Consider the following 19,831-nt stretch of genomic DNA (forward strand, 5'->3'; position numbering starts at 1 on the left):
TGAGATAAATCTTTTTCATTCCCGTGTTGTTTTTGAGTTTAATGATTAGTTTTCAAATTTTCGCAAATTTAACTTTTTTTAACACAAAAATATCACGTTAGTATGATTTAATATAAGTTTTCAATATCAGATTAATTATCATATTCTAATTATACAAATCTAGCATAGCACGGCGACAGAACTTGACGCATTAGAAATAAAAAAGGGCCAGCTCCGAAGAGCCAACCCTCAAAACATTAACTGTTTATTGATTGAATTATGATGTTTCTTTATTTCCAGCCTCCACCCAGACTTTTATATATATCTACTAATGTGCTCAGCTGTTTTTCTTTTGCTTCTATAAGCTCCATTTTGGCATCAAGAGCATCTCTTTGGTTCAAAAGAACTTCAAGATAATCTGCTCTGGAGTTTCTGAATAACTGGTTCGCAATATCAATCGATTGATCCAGGGCTTTTGTTTCCTGAGATTTCAACTGATAATACTGGTCTATATTTTTAACTTTCGACATCAGATTAGCCACATCCAGATAAGCATTCAAAATAGTTTTATCATATTCATATAATGCCTGTACCTGTCTAGCATCTGCGGTCTGAAAGTTCGCTTTGATTGCACTTTTATTAATGAGTGGCCCCGCCAGCTCGCCTACAAGATTATAAGCAATAGACTCAGGCATTTTTACCAGATAAGATGGCTTAAATGCTTCCAATCCTAAGGTTGCAGAAATCTCCAGTGATGGGTAGAATTCTTTTCTCGCTGCTTCTACATCCAGTTTGGAAGCCTTCAATTCTAATTCAGCCCGCTTGATATCAGGACGATTGGCCAGCAATTGTGACGGGATTCCCGTATAAACCGTTGGCGGAATGGTTGACATAAAGTTTTCCTTCGTTCTGACAATCGGCTGCGGATATCTTCCCAACAGGGCATTGATCTCATTCTCTTTCTCAGTAATTTGCTGACGGATGGTATATTCTGAAGCTTTGGATTTTGCCAATTCTGCTTCAAATTTCTTCACCGCCAATTCTGTTGCAGCAGCAGCTTCTTTCTGAATCTTGGAAATTTCCAATGCTCTTTGCTGAAGCTTGATATACTGTTGAATAATATCCAATTGATTATCCAGAGCCAGCAACTCATAATAATTATCAGCAACTTCCTCTATAAGATTAGACAGAACAAAGTTTTTCCCTTCCACTGTAGAAAGATAATGAGCCACTGCGGATTCCTTTTCTGTTCTCAGTTTCTTCCAGATATCAATTTCCCAATTGGCCATTAAACCCCCTTCAAAATTTCCAAGAGGATCCGGCATTTCTCTACCCGGTTCTATTTCTGTAGTGGCATCTCCGGCTCCTTCACTCGTATATCGGCCCGCTTTTTTCAATCCGGCTCCTATTCCTGCAGAAACAGTAGGACTTAGTTTCCCTTTTTTAGCTAAAACTCCACTCTTGGCAATTTCAATTTCCTGAAGGGTAATCATCAGCTCCTGATTGTTCTTTAAAGCAGTTTCAATAAGGCTTACCAGGTTCGGGTCAGTAAAAAACTGTCTCCACGGAGTCGTTCCACTGTTATTATTCCCATCTTCCTGCTCTTCCTGATTGAAGTTTTGAGGAATATTTGTTTTTACCTCGTCTTTTATAACCGTCGCCATTGGCGCCTTACAACTTGCTAACACAAGAGATAAGGCAATGGCTGTTATAATATTTTTAGTCTTCGAATTTTCCATCGTGTTCATAAGGTTCTGTTTGTTCTGTTAAAGGATTCTCTTCCTCATATCTTGCCAGTCTTGATTTTTCAGCAATAGTTCCGAAAATGTAATACAACCCCGGAATAATCATTAATCCGAAAACAGTTCCTATCAACATTCCTCCTGCTGCTGCCGTTCCAATTGTACGGTTACCAATAGCTCCCGGACCCGTTGCAATTACCAATGGAATTAACCCTGCAATAAAGGCAAATGAGGTCATTAGAATCGGACGGAAACGAATAGCAGCACCTTCAATAGCAGCTTTTGCCACCGGAATGCCTTCTTCAGCTTTCTTCTGTACTGCAAATTCCACAATCAAAACGGCATTCTTACCTAAAAGCCCGATAAGCATTACCATAGCTACCTGAGCATAGATATTGTTCTCCAATCCTAATAATTTTAAACATAAAAATGCTCCAAAAATACCTGTAGGAAGGGATAAAATCACCGGTAACGGAAGAATAAAACTTTCATATTGTGCAGCAAGGATCAGGTATACAAATCCTAAACACACAAGAAATATAAATATCGCTTCATTCCCACGGCTTACTTCATCTTTCGAAATCCCCGCCCAGTCGATACCAAAACCTCTGGGAAGTGTCTTATCCGCAACTTCCTGAATCGCTTTAATGGCCTGTCCGCTACTGTATCCAGGTGCCGGAGTTCCGCTCACCTCTGCAGAATTGTACATATTATGTCTTGTAATCTCAGACAGTCCATATACTTTTTCAAGGTGCATAAAGTCTGAATAAGGTACCATCTGATCCCTATCATTCTTCACATACAGTTTTAAAAGATCCGTTGGAAGGGCACGATATTGAGGTCCTGCCTGAACAATAACCTTGTATGGCCTGTCAAAACGGATAAAGCTGGTCTCATAGTTTGAACCGATAAGCGTCGACAGGTTATCCATCGCTTTTGCAATGGTGACTCCTTTCTGTTCAGCAAGGTCATTATCCACGCGAAGCATATACTGAGGAAAACTCGCAGAATAGAATGTAAATGCAGATCCCAGTTCCGGACGTTTCTTCAGTTCCTTAACAAAATCATTGCTCACCTGCTCCATTTTATGATAATCACCACTTCCCGCCTTATCCAGCAAACGAAGTTCAAAACCTCCTGCGGCACCATAACCTGGAATAGAAGGTGGCTGGAAGAATTCAATATCGGCTCCCGGAATATTTTTAGCTTTTTCTTCAAGCTTTTCAATGATTTCTGCGGCAGATTCTTTACGTTCTTCCCAACTTTTAAGATTGATAAGACAGGTTCCCGAGTTGGACCCCGTACCTTCCGTTAATATCTCATACCCTGCCAGTGAAGAAACAGATTTTACTCCGTCCACATCTTCAGATTCTTTCAGCAGCTCTCTGGCAATCTGATTGGTTCTTTCCAGAGTAGATCCCGGAGGCGTCTGGATAATCGCATAAATCATCCCCTGATCTTCAGCCGGAATAAATCCGGAAGGAAGAGAATTACTCAGGAAGAATGTACAGGCACAAAACGCCAATAGCAATGGCAATGTGATTCCTTTTTTGGTAACAGTCTTCTTCAGCATTCCTTCATATTTCCCAGCCCCTTTTGTAAACAGGTTATTGAATTTATCAAGGAAAACAGTAATCGGTGTCTTCTTTTTAGCTTTTCCGTGGTTATTTCTCAGGATTAAAGCACATAATGCCGGCGTCAAAGTCAAAGCCACCACTCCCGATAAAATAATGGACGATGCCATGGTAATTGAGAACTGACGGTAAAATACCCCAACCGGCCCGGACATAAATGCAATCGGAATAAATACAGACGCCATTACCAGGGTAATTGCGATAATCGCTCCGCTGATCTCATGCATGGCTTCTTCCGTAGCTTTTAAAGGGGAAAGGTTTTTCTCCTCCATCTTGGCATGCACTGCTTCAATTACAACAATAGCATCATCAACTACAACCCCGATTGCCATTACGAGGGCAAAGAGTGAGATCATATTCAGTGTGATACCAAATGCGGACATCACGGCAAAGGTTCCTACCAATGAAACCGGAACCGCCAATGCCGGAATTAAGGTTGAACGCCAGTCTCCAAGGAAAAGAAATACCACAATGGCAACCAGTATAAAAGCTTCAAATAAAGTATGGATTACTTTTTCCATGGAAGCATCCAGGAATCTTGAAACATCATAGCTGATATCATAATGCATTCCCTTAGGAAAAGTATTTTTTTCCAGGTCTGCCATTAAAGTTTTTACATTTTTAATAACATCACTGGCATTGGATCCATAAGACTGCTTTACCGTAATGGCTGCAGAAGGTTTTCCATTCAAAGTGGAATAAATATCATACATCGAGCTTCCGAATTCAATATCGGCAACATCTTTTAACCTGATGGATTCACCATCCGGTTTTGCTCTTAAGATGATATTTCCATAATCTTTTTCATTATTAAAACGACCAGGATATTTTAGTACATATTCAAATGACTGTGAACGTTTTCCTGAACTTTCTCCTGTTTTTCCTGGAGAGGCTTCCAGACTCTGTTCGTTCAGTGATTCCATCACTTCATCTGCTGAAATGTTATAGGCCGTTAACCTATCCGGCTTAAGCCAGATACGCATTGCATATTCACGGGTACCCAAAATGTCGGCAAAACCTACACCGCTTACCCTTCTCAATTCAGACATTACATTAATATCTGCATAGTTGAACAGGAATTTCTGATCGGCTTTAGGATCGTCACTGTACAGGTTAATATACATCAACATGTTTGGTTCTTCACGGGTAATTTTCACCCCTTCACGAACGACCAGAGGAGGTAATTTATTCACTACGGAAGATACACGGTTTTGAACGTTTACTGCTGCAACGTTAGGATCTGTTCCCAGATCAAATACGATCTGAATGGAAGCTTCCCCATCATTTCCGGCATCTGAGGTCATATATTTCATGCCCGGTACCCCATTCAATCCTCTCTCTAATGGGATAACAACAGATTTAATCAATAATTCGTTGTTGGCTCCGGGATATTCTGCGGTAATATTTACTTTAGGGGGAGAAATGGAGGGAAACTGCGTCACCGGAAGCTTTACCAATGACAGTATTCCCATAAACACAATAATCAATGAGATTACGATAGACAGAACGGGTCTGCGGATGAATTTCTTAAACATACTACTTCACTTTAGAGACCACTACTCTGCTTTTAATTTCAATGACTGAAGAACCTTTTTAGGGTCCTGGAATTTTGTTTTTACTTTCTGATCATCCTTCACTTTCTGAACACCTTCCAAAAGAATCTGATCTCCTTTTGAAATTCCTGAACTTACTACATATAGATCCGGAAGTTCATAGGCAACTTTAATATTTCTGGATTTTGCTGTCCCGTTTTTATCAACAACAAATACATATTTCTGATCCTGGATTTCATAAGTAGCTTTCTGAGGAATAATAAGTGCATTATGAACCGGCATGGTCATCTGTACTTTTCCGGTTTCTCCGTTTCTCAGAAGTTTATCAGGGTTAGGAAACTTGGCCCGGAACGCAATATTTCCGGTTTCATTGTCAAATTCTCCTTCAATAGTCTGGATTTCGCCTTTTTGTGAATACGTTTCTCCATTTGCTGTAATCAGGGATACCTGGTTACTTCCTCTGTCTGCAGCGTGAGTCTGATAACTCAGATATTCCGGCTCAGAAACATTGAAATAAGTATAGATACTTGTATTATCTGATAATGAAGTCAACAAATCACCTTCATCCACCAGACTTCCCAGCTTTAAAGGAATTCTGTTGATGATCCCTGAGAACGGAGCTTTAATATCAGTAAAAGATAAATGAATCTGTGCCAGTTTCATTTCTGCATTGGCTGCATCCAGCTTTGCTTTAGCCATTGCTTTCTCGTTTTTAGAAACGATATTGTTTCCTGCTAATGTACTGGCGTTTTTCAGTTCAATAGAAGCCTGTTCTACTTCCGCCTTTGCTTTTAATAATTCTGCCTGATAAAGCTTAGGCATAATACGGAACAGGGTTTGCCCTGCCTGTACATACTGCCCTTCATCGACAAAAATCTTTTCAAGGAATCCTTTTTCCTGAGCCCGAACTTCAATGTTCTTTACAGACTGGATCTGAGCTACATATTCCTTATTAATTACAGTGTCCATCACTACCGGAGATGTTACCGGATAAGTGGTTACTTCTTCTTTCTCCTCTTTTTTCTTATTGCAGCTTACAGCCAGTAAAAGGACACTAAGTGCAATACCTGAGGCAACTCTTTTTATCATAATTCTAGAGTTTTATAAATCGTTAATGTTTTGAATAGAAATAAAATGGCAATAGAGGATGGTACGATGTGATGATTACCAGCATACACAACGCAAAGTATTCCTACCTGAAAACAGACAGAAATTCATTGGAAAAAAATGAAATTTTAAATTCTAATGGAGCGGATCAGAATAAACTTTTTGGTGGTAAGCCCCCAAATGAAACCGTGAATATCCGGTTTAAACTGTTTATTGTTCTTTAATCCAAAAATATAGATTAAACTGAAAACTCCGGCGAAAATAACAATGGCCTGAAATACATCAGACAGCTGAAAATCATTTTCGGCAAGTTCTAAAGTTGAATTATCCACAGTATCGGCCATCTGCTGTACTGACAGCTTTTCATACGTCTGATTCAGTCGGTTGGCTCTTTTAGGCAAATGATGAGAAACATGACCGGAATAGTCATTTCTGAGCGTTTTAACATTCAATCTGCTTTCTACTACAAAGAGCAGAAAAAGACCGGTTAAAAAATATACTATAAAATTTCTCATTTTGAAGTGGCAAATGTACATTTAGATTATCATATCTTCATATAGATTAACAAAATTTAACGCTCCTTTAAATAACCTGAATTTGAAATCCCATCGAATATTAAACACTATGAAATACAGACTTTTATAAATTATTAAAATCCCTTATCAATACGATAATATCTCGAGGTTCTTTCTTTTTCAATGGGCTTGTATCCTGTTTTTCGATATTTTATTCTGAACAATGTTACTATCCGGAAAAAATATTCATCTGAAAAACTAAACTTTATCATGATTTCAAATTATTAACATAAGCGTATTGTTATTCTCTTATTTTTGAATTATTTTTTCCGGAAATTTAAACTACAAATGAACAACGAAAAAACTACCCTCTATCCTATTGAAAATAAATCGGTTAAAAAATCGCCTTCACCACTTTCAATCACAAATTTCTTACTCTAAATAATCAGTTTTGTTTCACTGAAAAAATATTTTGAAAAGAATGGGAAAAAACCAATCAATCAAAATATAATGTTATTTTATGTAAAATTAACATATAATTATCGAAAATATTTGTAATTTTATATAGCATTAACACCATAATTCATGAAACACTTTAAAATCACTTATCATTATGAAAAAATTATTAACAGCACTTCTTTTTGGATTGGCGGTTCTTTCCCAAACAGCGTGTAAACATCCCGGAAAAGATGCTGAAACCATTACCGCTGCTACTCCTGAAAATACAGATGACATTTCAAAAGATGTATATGTTGACAGCTATGGAGAAAAAATAGAAGTAACGATAAACCGTACTAAAAATATAGCAACAGTACATTTAAACGGCAAAACTTATGACCTTAAAAAAAGTGAGGCTTTGCCAGACTATACAGCTTCCAACGAGGAGTATCAATACTCTGAAATTAAGGGAAATATCACTTTTTTAAAGAAGAATGTAGATATGGTACTTTTCCATCTTAAACAGACAAAAAAAGAATCAGGTCCTGCAAAAATGGCATCGTATTAGCTTATGTACAAACAGAAAAATTAAAATTTAAAATTTATGAAAAGCTTGTATTACTATTTATCTGCTCTTTTCCTGGCTGTATTTCTTGTTTCTTGTCAGACACAGACTGCACAGAAACCTGCTACAGATATTACAGGAAAAAAATGGAAATTAACAGAGCTTAACGGTCAGCCGATTGCATTAAAGAATCCAAAGAACAATCCTTATTTCAAACTTGATATGAACGGAATGAAATATGAAGGTCATGCAGGATGCAACGGACTGGGAGGAACTTTTGAGATCAAACAGGATGCTATGAGAATCAAATTCAATCAGGGAATGTCTACAATGATGGCTTGTGAAGATCTTGATATCGAAAATCAGTTTACAAAGGCAATACTTGCTGCTGACAACTATTCTGTTAACGGAAACACGCTGACTTTAAACAAAGCGAGAATGGCTCCTTTAGCCAAATTCGTTCTTGAATAAGAAAAAAATAATTAGATTTAATATAAAAAGACGTCCTTGTATTGGGACGTCTTTTTTACTTTTTGTTATATATCGTGTAGCAAATCAAAAGGCTTATATTTACCAGGACTGCAAAAGAATTTGATACAATGATAGGAAGCTCATCCTTCATAAAACCATACCAAACCCATAAAGACAATCCGGAAATAAGTACCAAAAGCATCAGCAGAGAAATATCCTCCACATTTTTTTCCCTGATCACTTTTATAAGCTGTGGAATCATAGATATGGAAGTAAGTACTCCTGCAATAATTCCTAGTAGGTTTTCATTCATAGATTGTCTGATTTTAGATTATATCTGATAATTATCTGAATCTCTCTGATGAAACTTCTTCATGCAATGGAATCCCTTCTTCCATAAAACGAAACAGATCTCTTGAGAAATAACAGCCATTTAAAATCCCTCTTGCTCCCAACCCATTGAATACATAAAGATTATGATGGATTTCGTGTCTTCCAATAATTGGTCTCCTGTCCTTAACCGTCGGCCTGAATCCAAAATTGACTTCTTTTACTTCAAAATCAAAAGGATAAAATTCAGACAGCCCATTAATTAGCTGATTCACCGCTGATTCATCAATGTGATGATGAAGCTGCTCACGATCATAGGTCCCACCATAGAAATAAAGTCCGTTACCGGTTGGGAAAAGGAAGTGTTTCTTTTTAATGGTTATATTTTCAGGGATCGGCTGAGAAAGCTCAACTTTAATATGATGCCCTTTATTGGGAACCACAGCAATTTCTGAAAAGTAAGGGTTATCTTTCACTCCCATTCCTTCACAGAAAATTATATTTTTAAATTTAAAATCTTTGTAAGAGGATTCTGATGGGCTCAGTTTAGTATATTCAAATTTTTCACTGATGAGAAAACCTTTTTTTTCAAAATAACCGAATAAACCCGTGAAAAATCCATTAACATTTAATCTGGCAGACTGATTCACCTTTCCTGTGAGAAAATCGTTTTTTACCACATCTAAAGACTCAAATTTTTCATCCAAAAATTTAGATAATTCTTCATTTCCAAATTTTTTAAGCCAAAGCTTCTGCTCATTTTCATCATGAAAAATTCTGTGAATAGGTGCATTGATAAGATAGTTTTCTCCTGTATACGACTCTATTTCTTTCAGGCTACTCTTTAAAAAATCAATCTGTTCCTGAGCTTTCCAGAATGTGGTAAACTTTTTAAGAACGACCGGATTGATAATTCCTGCGGAAACCTGTGAAGCACTTTTTCTTCCCTCGGAAAAGATCACAAAGGATTTATTGTTTTTAATCAGCTGATGAGCTAAAAAGAGTCCGGCATATCCATCTCCTACAATAATATAATCTACATTTCTCATAATAAAAAAACCTGAGTAAAAATACTCAGGTTTTGTATAAATATCAAGTGAAATTTAGTAATTCCACATATCATTTTCCATTTCCAGGATCTGCAACTTGATTCTGTCGCTTTCATCCAACTGATCATCAGCATCTTTAGGGATATAATCTTTAATAGTACCATCTCCTAAACCGCTTGAAGATTTATAGATAATTGAAGAGAATCTTCTTGCATTGATGATATCATCGAAAGAAAGGTCAGCAGACGAATTTTTTCTGTTAAAAACATAATTGTTTGCTAAAATATCTCTTGCATTCGGATAGAAAATCCAGAATAGGTCAATAAGTTCGTCATTGCTTGCAATAGGCTTACCGTCTGGTCCTATAACTCCCTGTACTGCTGGATCTGGTCCCATAGCTGCAATACCAAGAGGTCTGTATTTCATCTGTCCGTCTCTCTTATCTACGAACCACATCCCCATAATTTTAAGAACTTTTACTTTATCGGTAGTCGTCTTAAATACATCGGTATATTCTTTTTTCTCCTGTTCAGTCAATTGTCTCCCTGAATTTAAGATATCGATGGCAGCGTCATTGATTCTAACGTTCTCCAATCTTTTCTGTATTCCTTCAGGTGAAAGTTTTACAGTAAAGTTTTCGTCATCATACACCTGCTCAATTTTACCAGTTAAAGCTGCATCTAACAGTAACTGATATAGGGATCTTGTAGGGGTGGAAAGAAGACCATCCGGGTTATCATAGTAAAATGGCTGATTGATTTTATCATTCATATCGATGATTTCCCAAACAAACATACTCTTAAGGATATCTTTATCTTCTACAAATCCATATTCAAGAGGCTTTACTGTTTTATCAATAATAGTATCACCAACTTTTTGTTTGTTCTCCGCTCTCATCTGTCTAAACTCTTCTGGAGAAGAAGCGTTCAGAATAGTCTGGGAAAATGCAAATCCCGAAACTAATACTAAAAGGGTGCTAATATATTTTTTCATAATAAATTACAATTTTAGTCCTATTGAACATTAATAATTATAGGAGTAATGTTTTTAATCTGTTGTCCTTCCAATCCTTGAGCTGTTGCTTTAATATCGAAGATCGATACAACGTCTCCCGTTCTCAGATTTTTTATCAATCCTGCTGCATCACTTAATGTATTTCCGTGGATCAATAGTGCAGCTCTACCAGGTACTCTTACCATGAATTGCGTTACGTTGAACGAAACCGGGAAGTCGAAGTCAGGAATAGCAGCCTGTACAGATTGGTTCGGAATAGAAGTTGCCGGCATCGACAATACATTCTGTCCTCTCATCTGACCTTGCGGTGGCGGAACATTCTTGATTCTATATTCAAATACCTGAGACACTGATTTTCCGTTAGGGTCTACTCCAGATAATGTCAATTTCACTGTAGTACCTGTTGAAGGTTTTACAATCCATTTACCAGGGCCTGTATTTCTTACAGTAGCTCCCGGAGCTGATAATGAAAGTTTAGAGTTATCTGCACCTAAGATAGATCCTGATACAGGGTTCTCCAATCCTCTATACATTACATTCATTTTATCAGCAGAAAGTAATAATCCTTTTTCAAGTTTTACTTCTCTAGGTCCAGCAATTACGTTATAAGTATGCGTCCAAGGGAAAGTTTGCGCTTTACCTGTAGCATCTGTTAATGTAATTACTCCACCTAATTTATGTTCACCAATGCCATTACCAGAGATAGGAATAATACCTTTTCCATTCTCGAATTTACTTACATTAGAGATACTGATTTTGTTACTATTAGAATAATTTCCTAACATTACTTTTACTTCAGCTTGTTTACCTGCCTGGATATCAACCGGACCTGCAACAATTGCTTCATAGCTTGTAAATTTGATACTAGCATCTACTTTTTCCTGAAGCATTAATGCTAATGCATCAGATTGTACATTTCTGGCATCATTTTGGATAATTTCCAAATTAGATATAGCAGCAATTAGTGGCTGATGATAGAATTTATTTTGGAACCAAGTCTTATCATTCGGAGATTTTCCTTTAGGATATTCCGCGATAAGAGATTTGTTCGCCCTATCTACTAAATCTTTAAGCTGGTCATTATTACCAAAAGTAGTATTAATATAATTTCTTACATCATCAATTTTAGCTTTTAGATCTAATGCATTTTTTGATGGTGCATTTTCGTCTCCTTCCTTAAAGAAATATTCCGTAGTAGCTTCATTGTTATTTAATGCAGCAAAGTTTTCACTTACGTCAATATCTTTTCCAGTTTTAGGATCTTTATCATGAAATTCAGATTGTTTCTTTAATAGATCTTTGATTTTTTGAGCATGTTCTACCAATGCATCAATCTTACCTTTCAAAGTTTTATAATCTTGCCAAGGTTTTGAATACGTATCCGGAACCTGTTGTGCTTTAGCTTCCAGTGTTTTTTCAAAAATCTTTTCGTTCTTTCTCTCAGTTAAAGTTCTGGTTTCATTTAATGCTCTGGTAGAGTCATAATATGATCTGATGATTTCTGCATCGATGTTTAGGGCCATCATCGCGATGAACACCAGATACATCAGGTTGATCATCTTCTGACGAGGGGTCTGTTTTCCTTGTGCCATTCTCTTTTCTTTGTTTTTTGATTAAATAGTTTAAGTTCAGAAATGGTTAGGAATTAAGACTTCATAGCAGTTAACATACCACCATAAACTCTATTTAAGTTATTAAGATTAGAGGTTAAACCTTGTAGCTCTTGGTTGAATTTTTCAGAATGTTCAACAGATTTCTGCATGTCAGAAACATATTTAGTAGCAAATTCTGCTTGTTTCTTACCGCTTTCCAACTGCATCGCATATAATGCATTCATACTTTCCATATGCTGAGCAGCCTTGTTCAACTGATCGTTATATTTATGAGTAGAAGCAGAAACGTCAACAGTTTGGTTGATTTGATCTACAGAACTTGAAAATTTATCGATACCTGTTCTTAGTCTTTCGAATAATTGAACATCTAATCTTGCATCTTCAAGCATTTTATCCAATTTCGTAGAAAGAGAATTTTCTAGTTCAGCAAATTGGTTACCTGTATTTCTGGTTGTTACATTTGAGTGTAATGGGTTTGGGTGAGCATGTTTATCTAATAATTCAGGATAAACATTTTCCCAAGCATAAGACTCTTCAGTTTTTGGAGGGTCGAAAGCGAAGATAATAAAGATAATCGCTTCTGTAATAAGCCCTACAGTAAGTGCTATATTACCGTTAATTGGTCCCAGTGTAATGTGAGTAATTTTAAGCCAAGCTCCAAGAATTACAATTGCAGCACCGAATGAATAGAAGAAATTCATCCAAGCATCTTTCGTCTTAAACATATTGAGTTAGTTTTTTTAATGTTAAATAAAATTGTATTGAAAAATAATTGTTTTGGTTGATTATCTGTTAACTCTTCTTGGCTTAACAGCTGCTTCAGGAATGTCCTGTACAGTTCTAAATCCGATATAACTTCTTGCTGAATCTTTTCTTTCCCAATCTCTTGCACCCGTCATTAACGCATATCCTATATCTTTCCAAGATCCACCTCTTACAGATTTCTTAGTATCCTTTTTATCTTTAGTAGAAGGATTTAATGTAGAAGAGAATCCATATGAAGAGTTGTTATATGCAGATTCTGTCCATTCAGAAACATTTCCAGCCATATCAAATAACCCAAATCCATTTTTCTTAAATTTCTTAACTGGAGCTGTATATGTATAAGTACCTTTTTTCTCGTCTTCCATATAATTACCTCTCTTAGGTTTAAAGTTTGCTAAATAGCAACCTCTGTCGTCCATTAAATATGGACCTCCCCAAGGGTAAGTGGCATTTTGCATGCCTCCTCTTGCAGCATATTCCCATTCGATCTCTGTTGGAAGACGGAACTGCAATGGTCTTTGTTTTTTTCTTTTTAAACTTTCGTTGTAATCAGTTTTCAATTTAGATCTGAAGTTACAGTAAGCTCTTGCCTGATCCCAGGTAACCCCTACTACAGGGTAGTTTTTATAAGCTTTGTGCCAGAAATACTGTTCAAATAATGGCTCATTGTAAGCAAAGTGGAAATCTTTTACCCAAACCGTAGTATCGGGATAGATCGCGATACTTTGGCTTTTCAGGTAATTGGCTCCTCTTTCGTTATCTGCAAGTGCAGCATCCATATCTCCCCAACGGTAAGTATACTTCAGCTTACTAACATCTAAAATTCTTTCGTTTCCAATTCTTGAAGAAGCAGGCAGATACATAGACTCTAAAACTTCTGCGTATTCTACATCCGGGTATTTTGAAGTACTCCAGTGTAAAGGAATTTTCCAGTCTAATCTTTTGCTTGCATCATAGGTACCCTCTTCGCGGCCACCCTGCCCTTCCATATATTCTTGATAAGGTGTTAAATTTTCTTCTTTTTTAGCAAGGTATGCATAATCTCCTATGCTTGCCCCTCTACCTCCGCCTTCGTCACCACCTTCTCCGGCAGCTTCAGCGAGTAGAGTTCTTGCAATAGAATCTCTTACATAGTTGATAAATACCCTGTATTCTGCATTGGTAGTTTCTGCTTCATCCATGAAGAAAGAAGAAACAGTAACTGTCTTCAATGATGCTTTTTCAGGTGTATTTGTTGGATCCTGGTCTGCTAAACCAGCAACAAATGAACCTGCAGGAATTGCAACCATTCCGTATGGTCGTTCCGCAACAAATGATTTCGTTTTTTCTCTTGGTATCAATTCTCCTTTTGTTCCTGGCTTCCCTACAGAAGAGCTGCCACCACCTGAACAAGATACCGATGCTACCGACGCAGACAATAATAAAAGAAATATCCTTTTCATGTTAATTTTTATAATTAAGCCGTAAATATATAATTTTTTTAAGAAACTTTTAAGATTTTTTTTGAAATAACGGAAGAAATCTAAATTTATTTTATTTACAACTAATTTTTATTCCACAGTTACAGATTTTGCCAAATTTCTTGGCTGATCTACGTTTGCTCCTCTATATACTGCGATGTAATAAGCAAGCAACTGTAACGGTACTGATGCTATAATTGGAGAGAAACATTCTGAGGTTTCAGGAATTTCGATAACATAATCTGCCATCTCACTAACCTGACGGTCACCTTTGTTAACAACAGCTATAACTTTTCCTTTTCTGGCTTTGATTTCCTGAACATTGCTTACAATTTTATCATAATGCCCTTTCTTAGGAGCTATAATAACAATTGGCATATTCTCATCAATCAAGGCAATTGGACCATGCTTCATTTCTGCAGCCGGATAACCTTCTGCGTGGATATAAGAAATTTCCTTTAATTTCAAAGCTCCTTCCAATGCAGCAGGATAGTTATATCCTCTTCCTAAATAAAGGAAGTTTGTTGCTTTCACAAAGTTTTTAGCTATATCCTGAGTAAGTTCATGAGTGGCACTTAATACTTCCTCAACTTTCTTAGGAATCGCTTCAAGCTCAGCAATTAAGCTCATAAATTCTGCATTGCCAAGATTTCCATTATGCTTTCCTAATTTGAAAGCAATTAGAGTAAGAATGGTAAGCTGAGCAGTAAATGCTTTTGTAGAAGCCACCCCAATTTCAGGACCTGCGTGAGTATATGAACCTGCATCTGTAATTCTTGCAATAGAAGAATCTACTACGTTACAGATTCCATATATAAATGCACCTCTTTCTTTTGCCAGTTTTAAAGCAGCCATTGTATCAGCTGTTTCTCCTGACTGAGAAATGGCAATCACAACATCTTTATCCGTAATGATTGGGTTTCTGTATCTGAATTCTGAAGCATATTCTACTTCTACCGGAATTCTGGCATATTCTTCAATAAGGTATTCTCCGATAAGACCTGCATGCCATGAAGTTCCACAAGCGATGATAATAATCCTGTTTGCATTTTTGAACTTTTCTACATGATCCCAGATCCCTGCCATTTTGATAACTCCTTCCTCTACAATAAGTCTTCCTCTCATCGTATCATGAATAGACTTAGGCTGTTCAAAGATTTCTTTCAGCATGAAGTGCTCATATCCACCTTTCTCAATCTGTTCTAAACTTAATTTAAGTTCCTGAATTTCAGGTTCAATTTTAGAATTATCATTAATCGTTCTGATATCTACCCCATTTTCTAAGGAAATGGTTGCCATGTGACCTTCTTCAAGGTAGATAGCTTCTTTTGTAAATTCTACAAAAGGAGAAGCATCTGATGCAATAAAGTATTCTTTTTCACCAATTCCAATCGCTAACGGAGAACCTAATCTACCTACAACCAATACTCCAGGATGATCTTCATGAAGTACTGTGATTGCATATGCTCCATATACTTCATTCAAAGCATATCTCACCGCTGTAGGGAAATCAATTTCAGGATTAAGATCCATAAAGTACTGGATTAAATTCACCAATACTTCAGTATCCGTTTCTGATTGGAAAGTAAATCCTTTTTCAGAAAGCATTGTTTTAATGGTATCATAGTTTTCAATGATCCCGTTATGTACAAGTGCTATTTTTCCATTATTTGACAAATGCGGGTGAGAATTTCTATCGCTTGGAACACCATGGGTAGCCCAACGGGTATGTCCCATACCAACATTGGCTGTTCCTTTCAACTGCTTCGAAATATTCACCAAATCCTCTACTTTACCTTTTGTTTTTTCCACTTCAAGCTTATTGTCTGAACCTTCTAAAACAATTCCGGCACTATCATACCCTCTGTATTCCAGTCTTCTAAGACCGTTGATTACGATCTCATAAGCATCCTGAAATCCTGTATATCCTACTATTCCGCACATATGTATTTTGTCTTGTGTTTATTGTGTTTTATTTATTATTTGTTGAATAAGTAACTCTCAACCTTGCTCTAGTACTTTGCTTAGTCTTGTCTGTTCCTATAAATACCATTCTGTTCATGTCTGTAGCACGCGTTGTCACTAGCGGACCATATGCTGCTCCAGCTGGATTTTTCACAAATCCTCCTGCGTTGATGATTAACGGAGCATTTTTAGCAACACTATAATCTTTAACTTCAACAATATCCTTAAGAGCTTGTGTTACTGTAAAATCATAATAATCAACTTCATTATTAGCATTCTTTTTATAGTAGTATATAGGGAATCCTTTTTGTGAATCTGATGTAAAAGCCCATTTTGAGTAGTCTATTGTTACTTTATCATCTTTAAAGGTGATTGGAGAAACGATAAACTTACGGTCAGCATCTGTAAAATTAGGTTGAGTCCACGTATTCTTTTTATCAACGAACAATCTGATCTTAGCACCCACAATACCTGCTTTCTTATCAACAAACATCTGTCTAAGACTATCAATAGTTGAATCAGGAATTTTCAACCCTATCGAAGCACCTCCCATTCCCTGAAGGAAAAGAACTTTGTCTCCTTCTGTTTTGTTGGGACTCTGCAATGCAGCTTGATAAGTAGCAGACCTTTCATATTCATACTGACCGATATGAGTATTGATACTTCCCAAATTAAATTTAAGAGAAGTCTGTGGTCTGGTTACTACACCATTATCTGTTTTATCATATTTGTAGTACATGATAATATCTGTATCATTAGGAGAGATCTGGAAAAGGTAACCGTCTTTATCTTCAACTGAAATTCTGATTCCTTTAAAGTATCTTGTAAAATTAGCTGCATCTTTCAGATCAGCAGATCCTTTTTTATCAATAATACGCTTCTGGAAAAAATCTTTATCCAACGGCATTCTGAATCCCAGTGCTCCGGTAAATACATTAGAATTATCTGATCTTTTGGTAACTGTTACAGTGCTTATATTTCCATCAAAAGAAGCAGACCCTAGCAAATCACCTATACCAACTGTTACATTGGAACGGCTGAAAACATCCGGCATGTTTGGATTCAAAAATGTAGTAATCTCATTTACGTTAATTTTCATTGATTTAACATAACGGCCATATTTACGAACCGGGTAAGATTTTTTCTCTATTGAAACAGGTACTTTTTCTGTACCAATCATGAAGTCATCTTTATCATAAGCACCCGGTGCTTTTAGTGAATCAGCAATATAGTAGGTGTTCTCCGCAGTATTTGCTGGAGTTTTTAAAACTAAAACTACAGAATCGACCTGTGGTTTTGGCCCGTCAAAATCGAAGTTATCCACCGGCATTCTCAACTGAGTAATATAAGAAGCTTTCTGCATTCCAAACTGACCTTCATTAAAGGCACCCAGAACTGCAGAGAAATTTGATCCTGCCTGGGTTACTCCAGTTAAAAGTCTCGCAGCATCACTTCTGATGGAATCATTATTACTGATATTATAAGCTATAACCTCACGCAGGCTTTCATTACCTGTAGCCGCATCTTGATCAAAGAGTTGCTTACCAAGAGAATCCGGATCAGGTTCGCAGTTATAAAGTATTGCACTTCCGAAAACCGCCAATAGAAGCATGGCGAACGTTCTTTTAAGAGTATGAGTCATTAAAAATGTGTTTTTTAATAAAGTTGATTTATAGAATCTACGTCCAGATACTCAGACTTTTGAGTCGCTGTTTCATTAAAGGCCTGATCCAGGTCTTCATCAAGGAATTCATCTCCTTTCACAACAGTATCTACATAGTTCATACTTTCGATAACAAAACTTTTGATTGTTGGGTTATCTAACGCTTTTAGACCTGAAATATTATCAAACTTCAGCTTTTCATCGATCTTCTTATCAAGATCCGCGTCTTTCTCATTGTATAGGGAAAGAACAATTTTAGCATCCTTGAAATAAGTATCTGATTCGTAGTAAGTTTTAAGATAAACAGGAACAAATGAAGACATCCATCCGTTCAAATGAATAACATCCGGAACCCAGTTGAGCTTCTTGATCGTTTCAATCACTCCTCTTGCAAAGAAAATAGCTCTTTCGTCGTTATCTTCGAAAGGAGTTCCTTCATCATCGAAATAATATTGTTTTCTTTTGAAGTATTCTTCATTGTCAATAAAGTAAACCTGAAGTCTTTCCCCCGGAAGAGACGCTACTTTAATGATAAGTGGTTGATCCAGATCATTGATAATAATATTCATCCCTGAAAGACGGATTACTTCATGAAGCTGGAATTTTCTCTCACTTATTTGTCCAAATCTTGGCATAAAAACTCTTACATCATTGCCTTCATTGTGCATCTTAAGCGCCATTTTGTTTACCACAGTGGCCATATTTGTATCTTCCTGGTACGGATACATCTCTGTAGTAATGTACAGTATTTTTTGATTCGGCATAAACTTTCTATCTAATTTTTGTAAAAATGCTTTAATGTGCAAAATTACAAAAAAACATCCAACATTATTTTAATTAACATTTTTTTACGAAAATTCCCTTTTCCAAATTGGTAAAAACACATTTTATTATATGATATTTTTAGTATTTTTGAATAAGTATTAAAATAAACTATGGAAGTTATAAAAAACAGGAAAACACTTCAGGATTTCATTGAAAGACAGAAGGAAATGGGAAAAAGAATTGGCTTTGCCCCTACGATGGGGGCTCTGCACAAGGGACATCTTTCCCTGTACGAAGAAGCAAAAAAGGAGAATGACCTTGTTATTTCTTCAATTTTTGTAAATCCAACCCAATTCAACAACCCTGAAGATCTTGAAAAATACCCTAGAGATATCAACAGAGACATCATGATTCTAGAAAGCTCAGGACTTGTAGATGCCGTTTATATTCCTGAAATCATAGATATTTATCCCGAAAAAGCAGAAAGTCAGCATTATGATTTTGATGGCCTGGAAAATGAAATGGAAGGTAAATCCAGACCAGGACATTTTGATGGAGTAGGAACCGTTGTAGAGGAGTTATTCAGACAGGTAAAGCCTGATAATGCTTATTTTGGAGAAAAAGATTTCCAACAGCTTGCCATCATCAGAAAGATGGTTGACAAAAAACAGCTTCCCGTTAAAATAAAAGGGGTTTCTATTTACAGAGCAGATAACGGACTGGCTTTAAGTTCAAGAAACCAAAGACTTCATGAAGACAGAAAAGATACTTCTAAAATTATTTACGAAACACTAAAGAAAGTAAATGACTGGTTCAGAACTGTCAGTATTCCTGAAATTAAAGAAAGGGTAACTGATATTTTTGACAATCAACAGGGAATGCAATTGGAATACTTCCTGATCGCAGACGAAAATACCTTACAGGAAACTGATTTCTTTTACAAAGACAGAAATTTCAGAGCCTTTATCGTTGTCGTTGTGGATGGAGTAAGATTAATAGATAATATGCATCTGGATTAACATTATTAAAGACCATCGTCTAATAAAAATACAGCTCTGATCATTTTATGGTCAGGGCTTTTTATTTTAATCAGCTTCAAATCTCGGATCAGTGCTAAAAGTTGTGGAGGAACAAATAAGAGATTAACTTTGAGGATGCATATTCCCGACGAGCTATTAAAATTATTGTTACCTGATTTTTTGG

General features: G+C 36.4%; 16 protein-coding genes. 3 read left to right on the top strand and 13 right to left on the bottom strand.

The window, feature by feature from the left end:
* Positions 1 to 269: 269 nt before the first annotated feature.
* From DRF65_RS27470 to DRF65_RS27485, 4 genes are all read right to left on the bottom strand, one after another.
* Positions 270 to 1,727, bottom strand: a complete 1,458-nt coding sequence (locus tag DRF65_RS27470; RefSeq protein WP_115973896.1) for a TolC family protein — start codon at positions 1,725 to 1,727, stop codon at positions 270 to 272.
* Positions 1,699 to 4,890, bottom strand: a complete 3,192-nt coding sequence (locus tag DRF65_RS27475; protein WP_115973897.1) for an efflux RND transporter permease subunit — start codon at positions 4,888 to 4,890, stop codon at positions 1,699 to 1,701. Before DRF65_RS27475 ends, DRF65_RS27470 begins: the two co-directional genes overlap by 29 nt.
* A 21-nt stretch (positions 4,891 to 4,911) precedes the next feature.
* Positions 4,912 to 5,994, bottom strand: a complete 1,083-nt coding sequence (locus DRF65_RS27480; protein ID WP_115973911.1) for an efflux RND transporter periplasmic adaptor subunit — start codon at positions 5,992 to 5,994, stop codon at positions 4,912 to 4,914.
* Positions 5,995 to 6,143: 149 nt separating this feature from the next.
* On the bottom strand, positions 6,144 to 6,530 hold the full coding sequence (locus DRF65_RS27485) for a hypothetical protein (protein ID WP_115973898.1): 387 nt from the start codon (positions 6,528 to 6,530) through the stop codon (positions 6,144 to 6,146).
* Positions 6,531 to 7,143: 613 nt separating this feature from the next.
* Here DRF65_RS27485 and DRF65_RS27490 point away from each other — a divergent pair.
* Positions 7,144 to 7,536, top strand: coding sequence for a hypothetical protein (locus DRF65_RS27490; protein WP_115973899.1), 393 nt, complete (start codon positions 7,144 to 7,146; stop codon positions 7,534 to 7,536).
* A gap of 36 nt (positions 7,537 to 7,572) precedes the next feature.
* Positions 7,573 to 8,004 (top strand): META domain-containing protein, encoded by a 432-nt coding sequence (locus DRF65_RS27495; RefSeq protein WP_115973900.1) that lies wholly within the window; start codon positions 7,573 to 7,575, stop codon positions 8,002 to 8,004.
* 55 nt (positions 8,005 to 8,059) lie between these two features.
* Here the strand turns inward: DRF65_RS27495 and DRF65_RS27500 are convergent, their stop codons facing one another.
* The 9 genes from DRF65_RS27500 to DRF65_RS27540 form a co-directional block, all read right to left on the bottom strand.
* A complete protein-coding gene (locus DRF65_RS27500) occupies positions 8,060 to 8,317 on the bottom strand; it encodes a SemiSWEET transporter (protein WP_115973901.1) in 258 nt (85 codons plus the stop codon).
* A 31-nt stretch (positions 8,318 to 8,348) separates the two neighbouring features.
* Entirely contained in the window at positions 8,349 to 9,383 is a 1,035-nt protein-coding gene (locus tag DRF65_RS27505) for an NAD(P)/FAD-dependent oxidoreductase (RefSeq protein WP_115973902.1), read from the bottom strand.
* A 54-nt stretch (positions 9,384 to 9,437) separates the two neighbouring features.
* Positions 9,438 to 10,376, bottom strand: coding sequence for a type IX secretion system ring subunit PorN/GldN (porN, locus tag DRF65_RS27510; protein ID WP_115973903.1), 939 nt, complete (start codon positions 10,374 to 10,376; stop codon positions 9,438 to 9,440).
* 20 nt (positions 10,377 to 10,396) lie between these two features.
* Positions 10,397 to 11,989, bottom strand: coding sequence for a type IX secretion system motor protein PorM/GldM (gene porM, locus DRF65_RS27515; protein WP_115973904.1), 1,593 nt, complete (start codon positions 11,987 to 11,989; stop codon positions 10,397 to 10,399).
* 53 nt (positions 11,990 to 12,042) lie between these two features.
* Positions 12,043 to 12,735 (bottom strand): type IX secretion system motor protein PorL/GldL, encoded by a 693-nt coding sequence (gene porL, locus DRF65_RS27520; RefSeq protein WP_115973905.1) that lies wholly within the window; start codon positions 12,733 to 12,735, stop codon positions 12,043 to 12,045.
* A gap of 60 nt (positions 12,736 to 12,795) precedes the next feature.
* Positions 12,796 to 14,217, bottom strand: a complete 1,422-nt coding sequence (gene porK / locus DRF65_RS27525) for a T9SS ring complex lipoprotein PorK/GldK (RefSeq protein ID WP_115973906.1) — start codon at positions 14,215 to 14,217, stop codon at positions 12,796 to 12,798.
* A gap of 108 nt (positions 14,218 to 14,325) precedes the next feature.
* Positions 14,326 to 16,179, bottom strand: coding sequence for a glutamine--fructose-6-phosphate transaminase (isomerizing) (glmS, locus tag DRF65_RS27530; RefSeq protein WP_115973907.1), 1,854 nt, complete (start codon positions 16,177 to 16,179; stop codon positions 14,326 to 14,328).
* Between the two features lie 28 nt (positions 16,180 to 16,207).
* A complete protein-coding gene (locus tag DRF65_RS27535; protein WP_115973908.1) occupies positions 16,208 to 17,842 on the bottom strand; it encodes a DUF4270 family protein in 1,635 nt (544 codons plus the stop codon).
* A gap of 14 nt (positions 17,843 to 17,856) precedes the next feature.
* Positions 17,857 to 18,627 carry a glycogen/starch synthase gene (locus tag DRF65_RS27540; RefSeq protein WP_115973909.1) on the bottom strand — a complete coding sequence of 257 codons (771 nt, stop codon included), beginning with the start codon at positions 18,625 to 18,627 and terminating at the stop codon, positions 17,857 to 17,859.
* A 171-nt stretch (positions 18,628 to 18,798) separates the two neighbouring features.
* On the opposite strand from DRF65_RS27540, the gene panC reads away from it, so the two are divergent.
* A complete protein-coding gene (panC, locus tag DRF65_RS27545; RefSeq protein ID WP_115973910.1) occupies positions 18,799 to 19,647 on the top strand; it encodes a pantoate--beta-alanine ligase in 849 nt (282 codons plus the stop codon).
* The last annotated feature ends 184 nt before the right edge of the window (positions 19,648 to 19,831 follow it).

This window comes from Chryseobacterium pennae (assembly GCF_003385515.1).
Taxonomy (GTDB): Bacteria; Bacteroidota; Bacteroidia; order Flavobacteriales; family Weeksellaceae; genus Chryseobacterium; species Chryseobacterium pennae.